This is a genomic window from Citrobacter sp. Marseille-Q6884, from assembly GCF_945906775.1.
Lineage (GTDB): Bacteria > Pseudomonadota > Gammaproteobacteria > Enterobacterales > Enterobacteriaceae > Citrobacter.
On the sequence record NZ_CAMDRE010000001.1, the window covers coordinates 2,639,352 to 2,658,995 of the forward strand.

Consider the following 19,644-nt stretch of genomic DNA (forward strand, 5'->3'; position numbering starts at 1 on the left):
TTATTATGTTTGCGAACATTTTTAATAAATTATCACAACGACCGGAACTGTTTCTCGTTGTTTTGATGGTCGTAATACTTGCCATGCTCATTATTCCATTACCAACATGGCTAATCGATATTTTGTTGGCGATTAACATTAGTATTTCGATACTGCTATTTATTGGTACATTTTACATTCAGAAGGTACTCGAGTTTTCAGCTCTACCCTCTGTACTGCTTATTACAACACTGTTCCGGTTAGCGTTATCAATAAGTACCAGTAGAATGATTTTAATACAAGCTGACGCAGGGCATATTATAAATACGTTTGGTAATTTTGTTATTGCTGGAGATATTATTGTTGGCTTGATTATTTTTTCTATTATCACACTGTTTCAATTTATTGTTATTACTAAAGGTTCTGAACGTGTTGCTGAAGTTTGCGCTCGATTTTCTCTTGATGCTATGCCTGGTAAGCAGATGAGTATTGATGCCGATCTGCGTGCAGGCACTATAGCTCCCGAAGTTGCACAACAACGACGTTCAATGCTGGAAAAAGAGAGTCAACTCTTTGGAGCATTAGATGGCACGATGAAGTTTATTAAAGGTGATGCGATTGCTGGTATCGTCATCATATTTGTCAACTTTCTGGGAGGGATCTCCATTGGCATGGGACGTTTAGGTATGTCTTTCTCCCATGCAACGGATATCTATACCATCTTGACTATTGGAGATGCATTGGTAGCGCAGATCCCTGCTTTATTGATCTCTATTGGCACAGGATTTGTTATTACCAGGGTTAGTGAGGATGGTAAAAATCTCGGTAACAATATTATTGAGCAGATATTTAGCCGAGATTTTGTTTTACTTGTTACCGGAGCCATCACATTGTTAATGGGAATGCTACCGGGTTTCCCGCTGATGGTCTTTTTTATATTATCCATGCTTTTTTTTGGACTATATGGGTATCGTGCATACAAGCGTAAATTAGACCAAAAATCTTCAGGTAGTAATTCTTCTTTTATGACCCCATTCTCACGAAATTTAAGTGAGGAGGACCCCGGTGATGGAGAATATACTGATCTGAGCAATATAGTACCTGAAACCTTGCCAATATTAATTCTGGTTCCTGAAGTTATTTTTGATGATAAAAAGGCCAAATCTCTATCCGGGACTCTTAAGCGCGATTTTTATATTAATTTTGGCATAGAGTTGCCGGATGTAAGAGTAAACGCTATTGTGGGAGAGTGCGTTGATAGCGTTAAACTTCTGATTAACGAGGTCCAGGCTAGTGAGTTTAATATAGCTTTTGGTTACAGCAAAATCTTGCAATGGGATAATGCTATAGAGTTGATGGATGTCGATACAAAAGTATTCACAACAGCAGGTATCCAAAGCCAGTGGATCAAAAATGAAGATTTACCCAAATTGCAGGCACTAAATCTGATGACTCGTTCAGCGGAAAATGAGTTAAGTCTAAGTGTGCAGTCAATTGTTTCGCAAAATATAGCAGAGTTTTTTGGTATTCAGGAAACTAAAAATATTCTCGATAAGATGGAAAGTCTCTATCCAGAGCTTCTAAAAGAAACATATCGCCATGCCACGGTACAACGTGTAGCAGAGGTGTTTCAGCGGTTGTTGAAAGAGAAAATTTCTGTCCGAAACATGAAGGTTGTACTTGAAGCTTTAGCATTATGGGCCGGCAAAGAGCGTGATACCATACTGCTTGTTGAGCATGTACGTGGTGCATTGGCTCGTTATATTTCAGATAAGTTTTCGGTAAACAACCATCTGTCTGTACTCCTTCTTTCTCCGGAAACCGAAAATCGTATTCGCAAAGGTATTCGTAACACTTCAACAGGATCATTTATTAATCTTGATCCAGAAGACAATGAATATGTTATGAATGTCTTTAATCACGGAATCCAGTCTATTAATTATCCGTTAAAAGAAATCGTTGTTTTAACTGCTGTCGATATCCGTCGCTATGCTAAGCGGCTGCTGGATGTTCAGTTCCCGGAACTGGAGGTGCTGTCATTTGGTGAAATTTCTGAATCTGTAAAAATCAACGTTATTAAAACACTGTAAAGGAAAAATTTATGTATCAGATTGAGTTAGTCAAAATTCTAAAAGAAGCTTTAGATTATTTGGGATGCGATCCTGCTATCATCTCCGATATTGACCACCATTCAACAATCGAATTGACATTTGAGTCCTCTCCAACACTGTTGATCTCATTTATTGATGAGAATGTGGTTATGTGGACTCAACTTGTGCCCGTAAATCCAAACTTATTAATTCAGTGTGCTCCGCAAATCATTGAGCCATTGGTTGCGGAATATGAGTGGGCGGCTAATGCACAACTCCATTTGGTTGCTGGGGATGAATGGTACGAATTGCGTGCTATTTTGAATCCTGAATATATGGAAAATGGTGAGAAGTTTGGTATGGCGCTGGAGAGTTTCTTTGAATTGATGCAAAGGTTTTATAAGGTACTAAAATAATGGACGATTTGGCCATTCACGATTTTTTTACATGCAATGCAAAAATATCTACGGTGGCTGGTTCAATTATAACAGCGCCATTAAAACTCTCTTTCGTTGGTGAGCGTTGTTTTCTTTATCGATCTCTGCAATCAAGTACACCTATCGCTCAAGCCGAGACTATCGGTCTCGGCACAGAAGGGGCGACACTCAGCCTACTTGGTTCGTCCGGGGGGATTTCTACGTCGGATCTTATTGTCCCGACTGGCAGCACCTTTTCCATTCCTCTGAGTGAATCATTGCTTGGTAGCGTCATTGATTGTCAGGGCAATGTACGTCAACGTTTTGGTGAGCACCCGAAAACCGATACGGTCTTCTCCACAACTCGTCCCATCGCAAGTTTTCCGCCTGATTTTAGTGAACGCAGACCTATTCATGAAATATTTCAGACAGGGATTAGAGCGATTGATAGCCTGCTAACATGTGGTATAGGTCAGCGTATCGGAATTTTTGCAGGTGCCGGCGCAGGTAAAACTTCTTTGATGTCGATGATCATCAACCATTCTATGGCGGATGTTTATGTTATTGGATTGGTGGGGGAACGTGGCCGTGAAGTCACTGAATTCCTGGATGAGGGACTTCCTCATGAAAAACGTTGTAATACTATTGTTGTCTATTCGACGTCGGATAGGCCAGCGGTCGAACGTCGCAATGCTGCACTGATTGCGACGACGATTGCCGAATATTTCCGCGATAATGGTATGTCAGTAGTTCTAATGGTGGACTCTATGACGCGTTATGCGCGCGCATTGCGCGATGTAGCGCTGTCTGCTGGTGAGATGCCTGCACGCCGGGGCTACCCGGCATCTGTATTTGAAGAACTACCGCGTATTCTTGAGAGAAGTGGGGCTACGCTCAAGGGGAGTATTACGGCATTTTATACCGTGTTACTTGAAGAGGAAGAGGATGTCGATCCAATAGGTGATGAAATTCGCTCTATCCTCGATGGGCATATCTATCTTTCCCGGAAGTTGGGTGGAAAAGGACATTTCCCCGCGATAGACGTTCTGCGTAGCGCCAGTCGGGTTGTCTCCTCTATTTGTGATTCAAAGCAGCTTAACCAGGCCGCAAAAATCCGTGAATATATTGCGCGTCTTGAAGAGCTCCAGCTCATGCTTGATCTGGGTGAATATACGCCAGGTGAAAATAGAGAAACGGATGAAGTCATTAATAAGCGGCCTGCAATTGATAAGTTTGTGAAGCAGGCGATGCATGATCGCAGCGATTACGCTGATACGCTGGAAATGTTATATGCGATCTAAGCATTTGGTACGTTTTTACGATGAGCACTGCAGTCGCGCCATTGCGAAAATTTCCGGATGTGAAAAGGCGTTGATGGATTCACAGACCCAATTGAAAAATATGCATGAGCAAGAAAAAGTTATGCAACAAGACCTCAGTGCTCTGTGGGAAGAGATATTGGGTAAAGCTGTAATACAGCGAGATATATTTACACTAAAACGTAAAGAGGCACTTATCTTAGTGCGGCATGATGAATTACAACTTAAGATCCAGGAAATAAAAGATTCGGTAGACTTACTCATAGATAAACGTGATGATTTTATACGTATACGCTTGCATTATGAAAAGAAAAAAAAGAAATGGGAATGGATATCTGAACGCACGAAAAAAATGCGGATCAGGAATCAACTCCAAAAGGATGAACATGCGGTTGAAGAATGTGTCACATGGGTAACTCAATGATCATCAAACCTGTTTCCCAACATCAAATATTATCTATTCATGATGATCAGCCAGTATTGTCAATTGAAGAGCGTCGTGGCATTTGGCTAAAAAAAAGAAAATGTCTCCAGGAAAGCAGCGACATTACTGACGGGCAGGGCGTCGGACTCGTGTCGTTATACCAACCACACTATGTGAAACCCACTAATCTCGTGTTGGATTCCAGAGGTGGGCAAGGGATTATCTCTGAAGTGAGCAATTCGCAACATAGTTCGGTAAAAGGCTCGATGGAATGGACTAATACAGCGCGTCCTGTTTTAGATGAGCGAGATTTCCATAGAGTCATGACGGTGAGCAAAGAGAAACTTGCTGCAACGGAAATCGTTGCTCACGCAGCGACTGTAGGTGCAAGTAAGAGACCAGGAGAAGGGCGTTCTACTACAGAACAAAGAGATTATCCGGAGGCCGTTCAGGGGAAACGGGGTGTGGATAAGCATCGCGCGAACACTCTTATCTCGGGGCCACAGAGGACACCTCCCTTAGCTGGAAACTCTGCAGACAATGCTCTGAGAATGCGCTATATAAAAAAAATAACAGATATAACATCGCCTCCAATAACACATCCAAAAGTAAACGGCGTTGTGTCAGACAGCGGAGGTTTAACGCTGCTGGACAGCGGTGTTTTACCAAAAAGTGAGGGCAACGAACAGCTTGAACTGGATACTTTTAGTCAGACAAAGGAAGTCGTTGCGCTCGGGCAGGTATTAATAACACATCGTGAGCCACCGATGCCTCAAAGAGTAGTGCAAGCAATAAGTGGTGATGAGAGAAGTGCTGACAGGGGAAAAATCAAGGATAAAAATAATTCGCTAGTGGCTGATAGAGTACACACTGAAGGCACTACGAACTTACGTGACAATTCACGGGCTGAAATGACCTGGCATTTTAAAAGTTGGACTGATAATGCTAATCACACAGCCAAATTGATTTTTCCTGATGCCCTCTCAATGGGAACTAACGTCAACATATTACCGTCCGATGAAACGGTGCGCAGTGCATTAGTAAAGCAACAAAATAGTGATGGTGTTTCTGGTATCCGAATCGACATAGCCATATCTCAGGAGCAGGGACGTGAGCACAGTAATCACTCAGGCCAGCATAGTGAAGAAGAGGAAAGCGAAAAATGAACTTCCTTGCACTGCGCGAAGTTAACAGGCACCTGACATTACTGAAAAGATATGCTAATGCTACGGGAAAATGTTATCAGACTCTAATATCGCCTTCGCAAAAGGAATTTATTCATATTACAGCAACGCTAAGCGAGCAAGTAGTTAATTTGTATTGTGATGTGGACAAACTCCTACATCACTGCTCACCGGCGGCCGAAACGTTACCCGTAGAGCTGGTAGATAAGTATTTGCTTACAGGTTTGGCCAAACGTTATTTCGCTTGTCATGATCTATTGATGCCAGTATCGCAGAAGCCTGTAGAACTTTTTGATGTACAAGGGGTGCGGAATGCTACTCAGATCGCTTACCCGTTAGTCTCAATGGATCCTTCGAAAGGGTTTATATGGGCTGAGCTTGCGGATATTACCGTTCCAATTTTGCCAAAAATAGTCAACGAAGCAAATTGGTCACATTTGATATTACAAATGAAGATCTGTTTAGGTTATACCTTAATTCACTATCCTGACATTGCTGAACTATGCTGTGGTGATTTATTCATACTGGAGGTACAAACTTGTAAAGCCACAATAGCAAATGCAATCACCATGGGGTTTAAAATAGACGAGGGAAATATGATTGTTGATTCGATGGAAGAATATGATGCAAGCACAACAGACGACAGTATATCTCTTGTAGAGAAAAATTGTCTAACAATGGACAACTTGGAATTAAAGGTGGAATTCTTCCTTGAAGAACGAATCATGACTTTGGCCGAACTACAAAGTATTAAAGTGGATGAGCACTTACCTCTGCAAAAGGTCGGTGGCACAGTCAATGTTAATCTTCGTGTCGGGAAAAAAGTCATCGCTGCAGGTGAATTGGTCCGTGTCGATGATAGATTAGCTGTAGAAATACATAACATATATGGAACTGTGTGAGATAATATCATGTGGGGAACAAATGATATTTCTTTAATCAGTCTGCTCAGTTTTGCAACACTATTGCCTTTTTTAATTGCGGGTGGTACGTGTTTCATTAAATTTTCGATTGTTTTTTCATTAATTAAAAATGCAATTGGTTTGCAGCAGGTACCCTCAACACTGACATTGAACTCACTTGCACTCTTGCTGGCTTCGTTTGTTATGTTTCCCATTGCGACGAAAGTATATGAATACTCTGTGACTGAAGGTGTAGATTTCCATCGTGTTGAGTCCGTACAGCGTTTTGTCGATGAAGGTCTCGGGGATTATAAGCGCTATCTTTTTAAATTTTCAGATAAATCATTGCTAAAGTTCTTTGATGACATATATACCCAGCAGATTAAGGTCTCAGGAAATGATAGAAAAGGGCCTGAGAAAATGACAGCTGAAAATACATCAATATTTTCACTGCTGGTATCCTATGCGTTGAGTGAAATCAAAGATGCTTTCATTCTTGGGTTTTACATATATCTACCTTTTATCGTTGTAGACCTGGTAGTATCTAATATCCTACTGGCACTAGGGATGATGATGATGAGTCCAGTTACAATATCATTGCCTATTAAATTAATACTTTTTGTCTCTATAGATGGTTGGTCAAAAGTAGCAACAGGCATGGTAATGCAATATTCAAGTTTGTGGAAAGGGTAGATCATATATGGATATGATCTTTTATATCAGTAACAAAGGACTATATCTGATCTTGCTATTATCAGCACTACCAGTCCTGGTAGCAACAGGCGTTGGGCTTCTTGTTGCATTAATCCAGGCAGTTACGCACATACAGGAGCAAACACTCCCATTTGGTGTGAAACTTTTAGCCGTTTGTTGCTGTCTGTTCGTTACTGCCCCTTGGTTTATTTCTACAATGCGACACTATGCTGTTGAAGTACTCAGTATGGCTTTTAGTGCACACTAGGCATTATTTATGAATTACTTCACGGATTTTAATTTTATTGTCATGGTGGCTATTTGTGGAATGGCCAGGTTACTTCCAATATTCCTGCTTCTACCATACTTAAATAGCCAAATACTTGGTGGCATGATAGTAAAAAATGTAATTATAATTTTTATTGTTATAGGGTTTATGCCACTTCTGACAGGGCAGTATGCTGATATTATAGATATACCTTTCGTGATGGTTGTATTGAAAGAAATTATTATCGGTCTGATCTGTGGGTTTTGTTTTGCTATACCCTTTTGGATCGTACTTGCAATCGGTGAGATCATTGACAATCAGCGTGGAGCAACGATTAGCAGTACGATGAATCCAGGTATTGGCGTTGATACATCAGTGATGGGTACTTTCATGAATTTTTATTTTGCCGCCATATTCGTAATAAATGATGGTATGGCAACCATTGCGAAGGCACTTTATGCAACTTATGCTATTTTCCCTTTGAACGAAATATTTGTTTTTAATTGGACTCTGATGTTAAAAACAATAACATTGCTTAATGCAATGATGTCTTCAGCAATTATTTTAGTTGGACCAGTAGTGGTTTCACTTTTTCTGATTGAAATTTCAATTGGCATTTTATCACGTTTTGCTCCACAGTTGAATGCATTTTCAGTGGCTCTATCGATTAAAAGTGTTATTGCTTTTTTTGTATTGCTTATTTATATGACATCAGTGCTGACCCCTAAATTATTGGATATGAAATTGCTACATTTTTTACCAGGGGCGGATGTATAATCTATGGAAGAAAAAACAGAATTACCTACAGATAAAAAGAAACAGGACTCAGCTAAAAAAGGTCAGATTTTTATTAGTCGTGACTTTATTGGATTTTTATCGCTGCTTGGTATCTCTGGTTTTGTTTATGCAACATTAGCTGCTAGTGATCTTAATTTTTATTTTGATATATTTAGTACAGGATTTGTAAATCTGTCTATAGAACAATATACCAAAATGGTTTGTATCACTGCATTGAGGATCATTGCTTCAATTGTCGGTGTTTCTATTTTTTTTGCCATAATCCTAACAATGATCCAGACGCGTTTTCATCTTGCATCAGAAGCCATTCGCTTGGATTTTTCCAGCATTAATCCGATATCAGGATTCAAAAAGATATTTAGTCTTCGATCATTAAAAGACAGCATTAAGTCTATTTTGTTTTTACTTATGTCAATATGCGGAATAGGTATTTTTGTTATAAAATATCATCAGAGAATTTTTTCTTTGCCCTATGGTGATCTGGAGCACTATATCGTAACCTGGCGGAGTCTACTGCCACCACTTGTTATTTACATGCTGATTCCTATTTTAGTTGTCATCGCTTTTGATGCCTTGGCAGATTTCTTCTTATATATAAAAGAATTGATGATGACTAAACAAGAGATTAAACAAGAGTATAAAAATAGTGAAGGCAACCCAGAAATAAAAGGTAAGCGCAAACAAATACACCAGGAATTATTATCTGAACAAATGAAATCAGACATTCGTGAATCGAAATTCATTCTTGCGAATCCAACACATATAGCTATAGGTATCTACTACCATAGTGGTTTTATGGATACACCATTTGTTTCTCTTGTTGAGAAAAATGCCAGGGCCATTGCTGTGATTGCATATGCAGAAAAACATAATATTCCTGTGCTACGTAACATTCCATTAGCGCGAGCTATTTATAAAGATGCTGAGCCATTTAAGTTGGTAGAATATAATCACTTGGTATCTATAATGCAAATTATTACCTGGTTGGAACAGGTTGAAAATGCAGGAAAACAAGAGCCAGATTTAGCTCGTAATAGTGAGGATAATGATTCACTGTATTCAACAATAAAAGATTAAAGAGGGATAATGACATGAATAAAGGGAAAGGGAATTTTATTTTATTAGTATGTATTTATACTATAACTCTGAGTGTATGGGCGCAGTCGTATTGTTATCTGGACCCAGGCGGAATTAAGCGAATATCAGTAATAAAGATAAGCCAGCATTATACTGTATGCTCACCCATATCTGATCTTCCAATAAACATTCAGCACAAGGTGAAGATAGGTATTAACCCTTATACAGAACTGTATAAAAAAAGGTGGAACTCTGCTTCGACCTGGAATAAATTAAAAGAACACTCAGAAACTAATTATTTAATACGTGCAATCTCTTACCGCTATAACGTAGATCCAAAGCTGGTTAAGGCTATTATTGCTGTTGAATCAGGATATAATCCAAATGCAGTATCATCACGTGGCGCACTAGGACTTATGCAATTGATGCCAGCTACGGCAAAAGAACTGGCTGAAAATGCAAGACTAGACTTAAAAAAAAGACATTTACTCGAACCGGAAATAAATATTCGCCTGGGGGTTAAGCACCTTTCTGAATTGGCTATCAGATACAATAATAACATTGAATTAATGTTGGCAGCTTATCATGCAGGGATTGGAAATGTTGCGCGTTATAACAATAAAGTACCGCCATTTTCGGCAACACAACGCTACATCCATGATGTCACCTGTCGTTATAAAGACAAATATGCCTCATATGATAAGAGCATTTTTTGCAAGTTCTAAATGAAACTTAATGCTAATCTTGCTCGATGGGTGTCAGGTATTAAATAGTATTATACGTTCAATATCTTGGAGAGCGGAGTTGATGACGATAACAACGATTTTGAGTATTACTCGGCAAGGTTTTTTGTCGAAAGTAGAAAATATCAATACAACAAACAATACTTCGTTAAACTCGATAAATAATGATCCATCTGCGAACAATTCAAATCAACTACGTGACAACTTAGTATCCGGATTACAATCCTATCAAAAATTATGGCTGGATACACTAAAATTTCATGGTGTAAATATTGATACTTCACCGGCACAGAATGTTCTGAAATCCATTCAACCTCTTCTGACCTCATCGGATAATACATTAAGCAATATAACAAGTAATATGATGTCTGACTGGGAAATCTATGATGATGTGTGTGACAAACTGGCTTATATGCAAGATAATTATATGGACATCTATGCTCAAGTTACGGAGCAATATCAACTTTATATGCAAGATGTAAATACTTTTAAGGCCTCGCTAACCAGTTATATGGATAATGGTACTGATGAAATTAAGTTAAATCTCACAGGTATTAAAGATGAGATCAATAAAGTCATTGATAAATGGCAGAAAAAACCAATTTTGACTGTTAACTCCAAAGAAGAAGCAGATTATTGGCAGGATCAGCTAGGATTAGATTATAGAGTGAATGGTGCAAATTACTATTTTTTTGTTAATCTACAACCGATGTATGATATACGGGATTCTGTCAATAAGTTATCATCCCCGCTGAGCACTGCGCGGTTCAATCAATGGCAAAACAGTGTCAATAGCGCATGCAGTACAATAGAGAGCGATACTCAAATTATTGCACAGAAATACTCACAGGCAAATACAGTATTTAATAACCTTGCAAAGATTTTATCCTCTACGATGGATTCACTATATCAAACAGATAAAGAATTCCTACGCAATTAATCTGGAGCGGTATCATGCGTATATCTACATTTTCTGTACCTGTCGACAGTAATAATGAATGTTCTGAAATTAATAATATAAAATCCCTAAGTAGAACCTGTCAGATGTCTGAACATATTACTAATGACTTGCTTTTTTTTGTTAAAGCTGACGATACTGATATTGTTGAAAATGAAAATCCAACAAATATGCAACCGTTAATGATGGCTACAATGATTTCACAATATCGTGTTGAGGCTATGCTAGGCGGTGATCAGAAGCAAGAAGACAATCCTATGTATATTTCTGATTGGTAAGGATTAATATATAATGTGAATAATATCTTGAGGGTTATTTATTTGGTGATTGCATTTTGCAGATTGGAAAAACATATATTATAGCTCTGGCGCTTTATTCATGTTACTCTCCCCTGATTTTCATGTTTTTATATGATTGTTATATAGTAATGGAATGTGTGCTTCTTTGATGATAATTGCTAGGGATGCGTGAATTATGCTTCAGGGAGATAACAAAAGAGTCAGAATAGCTATAGCAGATGAGCAACCTATCGTTTTGATTGGTCTGCGTTCAATTCTTGCCGGTATCGAAAATATTGAGGTGGCCCAATGCTGCTCCTCTGGGGATTCGTTGCTTAAAATGCTCATGAAGAATAATCAGCCCTTAGATATTTTGCTGACGGATTTTTCTTTTACTCAAGGGTCAAACGATGACAGTTTTCGATTAGTCCGGAGAATAATTGATTCTGGAAAAGTAAAAAATATTTTTATTTTTACCGATGTTCGTTGTGCCTGGACTCTACAACGATTGCTACAGTTAGGCGTAACTTGTTTGCTAAGTAAACGTGACGATATAGCTGAGCAAATCACTTGTGCAATATCGGCTGTCAAACGTAATAAGATTTGGCTTTCTCCCTATATTCAAATGCTTATTGCTCAGGCTGAGGTGGACTCAGTAAATTCATCAGTGATGGCGGAACTGACAGAAAGGGAATTACAGGTCGTTCGTTTATACGTTGAAGGACTTCGGCTGAAGGAAATTGCAGAAAAATTGTGTCGCTCAGTGGCTACAGTAGCTGTTCATAAACATAATGCAATGCAGAAACTGAATATCACGAATAATATTCAGCTAGTCACTTACGTAAAAAGTCTGGATATGTAATTACCATCTTACTTGTGGATGTCTCCATAAATTCAGGAGAATCCTAATACTTATTCAAGTTATTTATGAGAGATTATATGTTGTATTGTAATACTGTTAATCGCAGAGTATCCAGAAAGATTTATGTTGGCACAGTGCCTGTTGGCGGTGATGCACCTATAAGTGTGCAATCGATGACAAACACATCGACTTGCGATGTCGAAGCAACTATTAGTCAGATCCAGGCTCTACAGCGCGTAGGTGTCGATATTGTTAGAGTTTCGGTTCCGACTATGGATTCGGCCGAAGCATTTAAAATCATTCGACAGAGAGTAACGATTCCTGTCATTGCAGATATCCATTTTGATTATCGTATTGCGCTTAAAGTTGCAGAGTATGGTGCTGACTGCTTACGAATTAATCCGGGCAATATAGGTAATGAACAGCGTATCCGCATGGTTATAGATTGTGCTCGTGACAAAAACATTCCAATCCGCATTGGCATAAATGGAGGGTCTCTGGAACGTGACATTCAGGAGAAGTACCATGAGCCGACGCCAGCTGCATTGCTTGAATCGGCAATGAGACATGTCGACATTCTTGATCGCAATGATTTCCACAATTTTAAGATCAGTGTTAAAGCTTCTGATGTCTTTCTTGCGGTAGAGTCATACCGCTTACTTGCCAGACAAATCGAGCAACCCCTTCATCTGGGGATTACAGAAGCAGGGGGATTACGTGCCGGATCCGTAAAATCTGCGATTGGTATAGGGATGCTATTAGCTGAAGGAATCGGTGATACACTTCGAGTCTCCCTGGCGGCTGATCCAGTGGAAGAGGTTAAAGTTGGATTTGATATATTAAAGTCATTGCGTATTCGTTCCAGAGGTATCAATTTTATAGCCTGTCCAACCTGTTCCAGACAGGAATTCGATGTGATCAATACAGTAAATACACTGGAACAGCGTCTTGAGGATATTATTACCCCTTTGGATGTATCCATTATCGGATGTGTTGTCAATGGACCCGGTGAAGCACTGGTTTCATCATTAGGCATTGCCGGTGGTAAAAAGAACAGTGCTTTCTATATGGACGGTATTCGTCAAAAAGAACGATTTAATAATGAAAATATCATTGAGTTACTTGAGCAGAAGATTAGACTGAAAGTGCAAGAAAAAAGTGCTTCAGATTAATTGAGTAGGCGCGGTATAAATATTTATCTAATAGGTTGCGGATTTTTTATTTGCTACATTTCTCCTGTCTCATATCAACTTGTTTTACATAATATGAATTGGACAGGAGAGTATTAATATGTCAATAACGACAAACTCAATAAATTGTGCATCTTCGGTAAACATCACTAAAGTATGCCCTCCACATGTTTCATTTGATAGTTCACGAAAGAACAATTATATAATTGATAACTCCCGACAGTTAATTGAAACGATGCCGAAATTACCGGGGATTTCAGTTGATGCACAACAAGAGGATGTTCAGACACACCGCAATAATTTACTGGCATGCTTGAATGAACTTGAAAAAACGGGCACCTGGTGCCTTCAGCAGAAAGATAGCTCAATTCGTCCCAGAGCAGTAGGGTTACAGGCTATTTTTGAGCATGCATTATTAAGTTTGCTGGAGTCTGGTGAGGTAACGCGAGCAGATATTATTTTTACAACGTTAAACCCTGTAACCCCACTCTGCCATGTAAACGCTTTATGTACTCCATCACTAATATCAGGTTCCGTGTCACACCATGCAGGGAGCTATGACACTGTTATAGAAAGAGTTAAAACGGTCCCCCAATTACTTAATCACCCATCTGTCCATATATGTTCAGTTTATTCAAAGGAGAGAGAGAATCCTGTAGATCAGGCTGTGTATAATGATGTTTGCCTTATGCATCCAGATAAAAGTCAATTTTACTCATTATGTTCAGATGAACCATTGGCAGAGAGTTTATCAGGTGCAAATTATTTCTTAACATCAAAAGACAATAATGTTAGCCTGTTTGGTATAAGAATTACACAAGCTAATATAGAAACAGATAGTTGTGCGATTTTTACTAAAGATGAACAACAGAAGCTAAAAGATCTTTCTGATAATTATATGGATATTATTTTAAAAAAGCGTCCTGAAGATGAAAATTTAAGGAGTTTTGTCAGCCTACTGCATCAAAATTATTCCTAAATCAGGCCTGTATATCTTTTTGTTTCGAGATTATCCGTTCAGCCATCAATAAATATTGATGGCTGAACGGATAGAAAAAATAGGACTGAGAGATGTGTTGCACTAATTGACCGGTAAAGGTGGAGGAACAGGGATCCCTTTCAAATCGAGATTTATATTCGTTACAGATTGAAACCCTTCATCTATATTCGGTTCAATGATTTCTTTAACTGCTACAATATTTCCGGTGTCGTATTCTTTCTCAGAGTGATGTACCTCATAGTTCTCATTGGCTCTCTTCGCAAAGAGCGCATTGAGTTCACTCACTAAACCACCATGCTTTTTAGCCATTTCTGGGTCAATATTATATTGTCCTTTACTTGCAACTTTTATTTTTGCTGTACTCTCAGAGATTATTTGTGGCTTACCTTGTGTACTTAGCAGACCAACTGGCATAGGGGGTGGTAAAGGGATACCTTTAGCATCATGTTTTACTTCTGCAACAAACGCCTTCGCTTGGGCGACTGCTTGTGTCTTTGCTTCAGTATCTTCTTCTGCTTTTATAGCTGCGCTAACTCTGGCCTCCATTTTTGCTTCAGCTTCTTCTCGTTTTTGCACTGCTTCCGGGCTCTGGTATTCTTTCTTCAATTCAGCAATTTCTTGCTGAATTTTATTCATTGATTTGTCAGTGTGAGACTGGTCATCAGTAGCATGCATACTGGATAGTCTTGCTTTCAATTGTGCCATGAAGTCGACTTGTACCCCTTTACTTGTGGGGACTGGCGCATCCAGATGTTGCGCATGCTTCAGATTAGCTTGCGAGATCGCATCTGCCAGAGACCCTACCGCTTTAGGCGGGGTTGCGGAGTTTACAGGCAAGGGTAGTGGCGGAGGTTGAGGGATGCTACTTTTTTGACGTTGTGCTATCTCGATAGATTGTGGCTCTGATGCTGATGTGATTCTATTCGAGAAGAGAGCATCGCTTTGCGAATTATGTCGGACTGAACCTATTTTCCCAAAATGCTCGGTTGTCTGCACATTATCTTTGGGAGTGTGCTTGTGTGAAAGTAAAATGCGTATAGCACTAATCGCGTGCAATGCAGCACGGATCCCTGTGTGGATGAAATTATGCTTTTTATGGGGCATCTGTGAAGTTTGATTAACATCCTTCAGTTGCTCATTAAACTTTGTCGCAGTCGATTTTGGCTGCGCATCTACATTATTAATTGAAATAAAAGGGGAGCTTGGTATCACATGATTAGATATCTTCATTTGGTTTCTCATATTATCTGATGTATACATAAAATATATCATTAAAGCATTTTTTGATTTCAAAAAACGCCTTTTAATTAAGATTTGAATGTTATGTATATGATCCCGTAAAGTCTTACGCCTGAGTCTAAAGTTTTATTTAGTATAGCGTTTTTTTGATGGCTGACATTAGATACTAATGCAGTGATAATGTATTGAGGTTATAATCTCTACTACTATGTAACACTTTTTATGTATACATGTTACTGTAGGTTCAATGACAGAATCCAGGTACTAAATCAGTTTAGTTTAGTAATCAGAAGAGCGATATATATAAGTGGTCTGACTTCATTTAGTGGTATAGTCTTGCCGTTCATAAGAACTTCTTTAATGAAGGATGTATGAGCGTTGTTACGATAGGGCTTGTCAAGAAGGCAAAATATGACCACTATTAATAAAAATTTGCTTAGAGCTATTCAGAATAATTCGCTTACCTCTGTCGATACTCAAAAAGAGCCAGGGTTGGTAAATGATTGTCATGACACTTCTCAAAAGCGAACTTCGTTTGACAGTGAGCTTTCAGAGGTTAAAAATGTTACTAAGTCATTGAGTAACATGGTTAGGGTAGGAACTACGTCCTCTTCTAAAGGAGGGATATCCCAAGACTTACATCATGTAAATGTTCTGGTGTCTGGTAGTCCGCATATGATTGGGGAAGAACGCCAACGTATTGAGACCCAGAGGCGCGTCGATGAAATTGTTAATGTTTTCTTACCAAATATTGACACCACTTTTCAGGTCGCTCGAACATTATATGATAACGCTAAAATGAGTGACAAGCCTGGTTTGGTGGATGCGGAACGCATTTATACGATAGCTGATGTGCAGAAACGAGATTTACAGGATGAGGCAATATCCTTGTTCTATCAGGAAAATAGACTAAGTAGCTATAATTTAAATAGTCGTCTGGAGAAGCAAGTGACTCTTGATGGATATCCGCTATTTTCGTTAATATTTAGTTTGTCATATTCATTTGACGATGTGGAGAGATTGCTTGATAGAACTTTTGCTAAAGAGTCATTTTTACAATTTGTGACCAATGATAGCAATCGTCAAAAAATATGTGAACTATATGGGATTTTAGGAGGTAATACTAAAAATTCATTAGATAATGAAATTATGCAAACTCTGCAAAAAGCGAAATATTTTCTTTGAGTATAAAATGTGACTTATATTTGTATAGTTACCTTAATACCACGATTATATCAATAAACGATATTTTTAATATTTGTGGTCGGCTACGTTATTACTTTATATTTGATTTTTTTGTAAGATTTAAATGTCCTTTCTCTTAGAACCTATACCGAGCATGAACGTGTAATTTTATAATTCAAGTTTATTTCTATAAATTACATTAACGATACGCATCCAAAACTAGAATCAATTTTTGCCCACAAACGGCGTTCTGTAAAATTATTGTTTTTACAGTGAAATTGGTTGTTTTGATAGCTTTCGCGTAAATCTTCTGACAAACCTCATGTATAATCGACTTCTGGCATAAGTATTTCGTTATAGTATTTAATGCCTGAATTGTAGTGAGGTTTTTCCTCTGTGGATTATCTATTACCTGTGCCAGCTGTTACCTGCGATTTAAATTTGTTTTATATAGACAAGTAAATTTTTATTTATATGAATACTTGAGGGGTGGAGAAATAATGCTCTGTTGATGAGGTGCCAATGAGGCTTGAAATGAACTGCTGCGAATCGATAAACCATAAAGGTCAAAAATTATCCCTTATGAAGGAGAAATTCTGTGAGTAAAGAAATCATACCAGAGCATGTTCTGAGCGGTTTCGATATCGGGGACAGTGAAGAATTATTGACGGAGTTTATGAAAACAGGAGCATCAAAAAAGCAACTCTATGCTCTTCCTGAAAACCTCATGGAGGGATTCTATACCTGCGCTTATGACTACTACACTCAAGGTAAGTTGGATCTGGCGGAGCAGTTTTTTAAATTTCTTTTTATGTATGATCTCTATAATGCTGACTATGCATTCGGCCTCGCGTCTGTTTACCAGCTTAAAAAACAGTATCAACGAGCTCTGGATATATATTCAGTCGCATTTGCTTTAAGTAAGGATGACTATAGAGCGATGTTTGAAGCAGGGCAATGCAATATGCAACTTCGCTACATAGGAAGAGCAAAAAAATGTTTTGAACTCGTGATTGAACATGAGCAGGATACGCAATTAATAGAGAAGGCAAAACTGTATCTGGAATCAATTGACAGTATAAAAAATATCAGCGAAATCACCGCTAAGGAAGAAGAAAGGGAAAATCATGAATGGAATAACAAATAACCCACTGCCTCTGTCAGCATATACCAGTAATATTATTCAGCAAGATATCAATATCGCATCTAAAGCAGAAGCTGTTAAATTGAACAGTACGCAAATGGATGCAGCCCGAAAAATCGTTGAAAATAAAGTCATTACTCAATTTGATAAATCGCAAAACAATGGTGATACATTAAAACCCTCTTTGCGAGCACCAACCTCATCGCATAATGCCCCATCCGGACTTGAGGCCGAAAAAAAAGGGGGAATGGAGACCTACAATGAGCTGATGGCAAACATGATCACCTTGCTGGGCGAGCAAAGCATTGATGAGTTGCAAGCTCGTGTTGAAATGTACACTAAGTATAGTAAGGACAATTCGACTGCCAGCATCGAAGTTTTGAATCAGGTTGAAGCTGAAGAGCAAGATTACGCTAACGCAAAAACTGCTGAAGCGACCGCTTCACAAAACGTGAACGCTCTTGAATCCCAAATCGCACAGGTCAAGCAAGAACTCCAGTCTTTACAGCAAACTCAGGCTGATATCGAAACCCAGCTCAATGATCCAAATCTCTCCCCTGAAGAGTCTGCAAATTTAAGCTCGCAGTTGAAAAACATCAATGCACAAATTACACAAAGCCAGGCCTCGTTGAATGAACAGCAGACGGCGCTGGTGACAGCTCGTCAAACATTAAGTTTGGCATCTATTGATTTAAACCAGAAAAAAGTAAAGCTTGAATCAAGCCTCAATTATCTCGACTCACTGAACAAGAATGCTGCCAGTGTTAATACCGGGCTACAGTCCTCTTTAAAAACAACCGCAGGTACAGCTGCGTTACTGATGGCACAATTGATCGCTATTATCGGTGATTCGACAGAAGAAACGATGGAACTGAACCTGAAATTTTCACAGAAGGTTCAGGCTGCGCAGCAAGAAAAATTGACCAGCGATGCGGAAGAGGTTGAAAAGCAGCAGGAAAAATCCAAACAGATGCAGGAAACAATGGGCTGCATTGGTAAAATTATTGGCGCTATTGTGACAGTTGTCTCCGCTGTTGCTGCGGTTTTTACGGGGGGAGCATCATTGGCTCTTGCCGCCATTGGCATCGCGTTAATGACAGCAGATACCATTTATCAAAAAGTGACTGGTAATGAATCGTTTATCGCCGCAGCGCTTAAACCCATTGTAGAACATGTGCTGATGCCCATTATTCAGCTTATCACTAATGCTATTTCTCAAGTGCTCGAGAGCCTGGGCGTTAAAAACGATATTGCCGAAATTGTTGCTACTGTATTGGCGGTTGTTGTATTGATAGTTGCTGCAATAGGTGCAGCAGTCATTGCGAAAAAATTGCCTGTAGATAAATTGATGAATATTATCGGAAACATGCTCAAGAAAGTTCTGCATAATGTGTTAAGTGCTATCACTAAAGCAGTTAAACCGCTCCTTTCAGGAATAAAAAATATTACTGATGATGTTATTGCTGAAATATCGAAAGTGATGAAATCGGTAGCTAATGCATTAAATCAGTTAATTGGTGATGGGGCGAAATCCAGGATGAATTTACTGAAAGAATTCTTTGACGATGAAGTGGCGACAAAGATGCTAGGGAATAAACTCAATCTTGCAGAAGATATCCTTAGAGTTGCTGACGTCAGTGTGGACTCATCTGGCAACATTGCTGCGGGGACTCTGGAGAAGCGTGTGAGTGAAATGTTAGCGGAAATAACGGAGTTACTCTCTGCATCTGCCAGCATGAAACTCTTTACTGATGGCGTAACTGACGCATACAGTCGTTCGATTGAAAATCTTAATATGCTTATGACCAATGCTGCTGATATGGCCGGTGGCGAGCAAGAGGTTGGACGATTCATATTTGCGCACACCCGAGCATAAAAATAGTTAACGTACTGTG

Annotated in this window: 20 protein-coding genes; 19 read left to right on the forward strand and 1 reads right to left on the reverse strand. The window is 39.0% G+C overall.

Going from position 1 to position 19,644, the window contains the following annotated elements; genetic code table 11:
• The first annotated feature begins 5 nt into the window (after nt 1-5).
• The 16 genes from N7268_RS12465 to N7268_RS12540 all read left to right on the forward strand — a co-directional run bounded on the left by N7268_RS12465 (nt 6) and on the right by N7268_RS12540 (nt 14,160).
• On the forward strand, nt 6-2,069 hold the full coding sequence (locus tag N7268_RS12465) for an EscV/YscV/HrcV family type III secretion system export apparatus protein (RefSeq protein ID WP_260863149.1): 2,064 nt from the start codon (nt 6-8) through the stop codon (nt 2,067-2,069).
• Between the two features lie 11 nt (nt 2,070-2,080).
• Nucleotides 2,081-2,485, forward strand: coding sequence for a hypothetical protein (locus N7268_RS12470; RefSeq protein WP_260863150.1), 405 nt, complete (start codon nt 2,081-2,083; stop codon nt 2,483-2,485).
• On the forward strand, nt 2,485-3,786 hold the full coding sequence (gene sctN / locus N7268_RS12475) for a type III secretion system ATPase SctN (RefSeq protein WP_260863151.1): 1,302 nt from the start codon (nt 2,485-2,487) through the stop codon (nt 3,784-3,786). The genes N7268_RS12470 and sctN overlap by 1 nt, the downstream gene beginning before the upstream one ends.
• Entirely contained in the window at nt 3,776-4,228 is a 453-nt protein-coding gene (locus N7268_RS12480; RefSeq protein ID WP_260863152.1) for a hypothetical protein, read from the forward strand. The genes sctN and N7268_RS12480 overlap by 11 nt, the downstream gene beginning before the upstream one ends.
• A complete protein-coding gene (locus tag N7268_RS12485; protein WP_260863153.1) occupies nt 4,213-5,394 on the forward strand; it encodes a hypothetical protein in 1,182 nt (393 codons plus the stop codon). Before N7268_RS12480 ends, N7268_RS12485 begins: the two co-directional genes overlap by 16 nt.
• Nucleotides 5,391-6,314, forward strand: coding sequence for a FliM/FliN family flagellar motor switch protein (locus N7268_RS12490; protein WP_260863154.1), 924 nt, complete (start codon nt 5,391-5,393; stop codon nt 6,312-6,314). The genes N7268_RS12485 and N7268_RS12490 overlap by 4 nt, the downstream gene beginning before the upstream one ends.
• A 9-nt stretch (nt 6,315-6,323) precedes the next feature.
• Entirely contained in the window at nt 6,324-7,007 is a 684-nt protein-coding gene (locus N7268_RS12495) for an EscR/YscR/HrcR family type III secretion system export apparatus protein (protein WP_260863155.1), read from the forward strand.
• Between the two features lie 13 nt (nt 7,008-7,020).
• Nucleotides 7,021-7,275: a type III secretion system export apparatus subunit SctS gene (sctS, locus tag N7268_RS12500; RefSeq protein ID WP_313958411.1), complete on the forward strand. Its 255-nt coding sequence runs from the start codon at nt 7,021-7,023 to the stop codon at nt 7,273-7,275.
• Between the two features lie 9 nt (nt 7,276-7,284).
• Nucleotides 7,285-8,052, forward strand: a complete 768-nt coding sequence (sctT, locus tag N7268_RS12505; protein WP_260863156.1) for a type III secretion system export apparatus subunit SctT — start codon at nt 7,285-7,287, stop codon at nt 8,050-8,052.
• Between the two features lie 3 nt (nt 8,053-8,055).
• A complete protein-coding gene (locus N7268_RS12510) occupies nt 8,056-9,150 on the forward strand; it encodes an EscU/YscU/HrcU family type III secretion system export apparatus switch protein (RefSeq protein ID WP_260863157.1) in 1,095 nt (364 codons plus the stop codon).
• Nucleotides 9,151-9,164: 14 nt separating this feature from the next.
• A complete protein-coding gene (locus tag N7268_RS12515) occupies nt 9,165-9,875 on the forward strand; it encodes a lytic transglycosylase domain-containing protein (protein ID WP_260863158.1) in 711 nt (236 codons plus the stop codon).
• An 82-nt stretch (nt 9,876-9,957) separates the two neighbouring features.
• Nucleotides 9,958-10,833, forward strand: a complete 876-nt coding sequence (locus N7268_RS12520; protein ID WP_260863159.1) for an IpaD/SipD/SspD family type III secretion system needle tip protein — start codon at nt 9,958-9,960, stop codon at nt 10,831-10,833.
• Between the two features lie 14 nt (nt 10,834-10,847).
• Nucleotides 10,848-11,129 carry a hypothetical protein gene (locus N7268_RS12525; protein ID WP_260863160.1) on the forward strand — a complete coding sequence of 94 codons (282 nt, stop codon included), beginning with the start codon at nt 10,848-10,850 and terminating at the stop codon, nt 11,127-11,129.
• A 196-nt stretch (nt 11,130-11,325) separates the two neighbouring features.
• The gene (locus tag N7268_RS12530; protein ID WP_260863161.1) at nt 11,326-11,991 is read left to right on the forward strand and encodes a response regulator transcription factor; all 666 of its coding nucleotides are present in this window, start codon (nt 11,326-11,328) and stop codon (nt 11,989-11,991) included.
• Nucleotides 11,992-12,068: 77 nt separating this feature from the next.
• The gene (gene ispG, locus N7268_RS12535) at nt 12,069-13,163 is read left to right on the forward strand and encodes a flavodoxin-dependent (E)-4-hydroxy-3-methylbut-2-enyl-diphosphate synthase (protein ID WP_260863162.1); all 1,095 of its coding nucleotides are present in this window, start codon (nt 12,069-12,071) and stop codon (nt 13,161-13,163) included.
• Nucleotides 13,164-13,281: 118 nt separating this feature from the next.
• Nucleotides 13,282-14,160 (forward strand): hypothetical protein, encoded by an 879-nt coding sequence (locus tag N7268_RS12540; protein ID WP_260863163.1) that lies wholly within the window; start codon nt 13,282-13,284, stop codon nt 14,158-14,160.
• Nucleotides 14,161-14,262: 102 nt separating this feature from the next.
• On the opposite strand, the gene N7268_RS12545 is transcribed toward N7268_RS12540, so the two are convergent.
• The gene (locus N7268_RS12545; protein WP_260863164.1) at nt 14,263-15,474 is read right to left on the reverse strand and encodes a hypothetical protein; all 1,212 of its coding nucleotides are present in this window, start codon (nt 15,472-15,474) and stop codon (nt 14,263-14,265) included.
• Nucleotides 15,475-15,831: 357 nt separating this feature from the next.
• On the opposite strand from N7268_RS12545, the gene N7268_RS12550 reads away from it, so the two are divergent.
• From N7268_RS12550 to sctE, 3 genes are all read left to right on the forward strand, one after another.
• Nucleotides 15,832-16,605, forward strand: coding sequence for a hypothetical protein (locus N7268_RS12550; protein ID WP_260863165.1), 774 nt, complete (start codon nt 15,832-15,834; stop codon nt 16,603-16,605).
• A gap of 598 nt (nt 16,606-17,203) precedes the next feature.
• A complete protein-coding gene (locus tag N7268_RS12555) occupies nt 17,204-17,752 on the forward strand; it encodes a SycD/LcrH family type III secretion system chaperone (RefSeq protein ID WP_260863166.1) in 549 nt (182 codons plus the stop codon).
• Nucleotides 17,733-19,625 carry a type III secretion system translocon subunit SctE gene (sctE, locus tag N7268_RS12560; RefSeq protein ID WP_260863167.1) on the forward strand — a complete coding sequence of 631 codons (1,893 nt, stop codon included), beginning with the start codon at nt 17,733-17,735 and terminating at the stop codon, nt 19,623-19,625. Before N7268_RS12555 ends, sctE begins: the two co-directional genes overlap by 20 nt.
• Nucleotides 19,626-19,644 lie beyond the last annotated feature (19 nt).